1 protein-coding gene and 1 pseudogene are annotated in these 693 nt (G+C 54.5%); both read right to left on the bottom strand.

Going from position 1 to position 693, the window contains the following annotated elements; translation table 11 throughout:
• A partial coding sequence (locus D0X99_RS20660) for a DUF11 domain-containing protein (RefSeq protein WP_233553774.1) occupies positions 1 to 268 on the bottom strand: 268 nt, incomplete at its 3' end.
• 27 nt (positions 269 to 295) lie between these two features.
• A pseudogene (locus D0X99_RS20835) lies at positions 296 to 670 on the bottom strand (DUF7507 domain-containing protein); the annotation flags it as partial.
• Positions 671 to 693 lie beyond the last annotated feature (23 nt).

Below are 693 nucleotides of genomic sequence, written 5' to 3'. Positions count from 1 at the left end.
CAGTCGCCACGTTCTCTATCTGGCCTCCGTCAACATCCGACTGAGTCACCGTATAGGTCGTGGTCAAGGACTGGCTCGCTCCAGGATTCAACGTACCCACGTTCTGGTTCAATCCCGTCAACGGATCGACTACCGTCACATTGCTCAAGGTCACATTGCCCGTGTTGGTCACTGTCAGCGTGTAGACAATCACATCGCCAGCCAAATCCACTTCCGATACGTCAGAGGTTTTGCTGATGCTGATCGAAGCTGACTGTGTTGCTGCCACTGTCGCATCATCCTGGTCGGATACTGTCTGGCCCGCTCCGCTGCCCGTAGCTGTCGCCACGTTCAGGATCGATCCGGAATTCATATCCGCCAAGGTTACTACATACTGGGTATTCACCGCCTGGCTTGCTCCCGGATTCAACGTGCCCACGTTCTGGTTCAATCCCGTCTTCGGATCCGTTACCGTCACATTGCTCAAGGTCACATTGCCCGTGTTGGTCACTGTCAGCGTATAGACAATCACATCGCCAACCGCATCCACTGCAGCCACATTCGAAACCTTGTTCAGGTTGATCGATGGCGTCTGAGTTGCTGTCACTGTCGCATCATCCTGGTCGGATACTGTCTGGCCCGCTCCGCTGCCCGTAGCTGTCGCCACGTTCAGGATCGATCCGGAATTCATATCCGCCAAGGTTACTACATACT

The organism is Algoriphagus lacus, from assembly GCF_003583985.1.
Taxonomy (GTDB): Bacteria; Bacteroidota; Bacteroidia; order Cytophagales; family Cyclobacteriaceae; genus Algoriphagus; species Algoriphagus lacus.
This window is presented reverse-complemented; position numbering and strand designations above follow the sequence as displayed.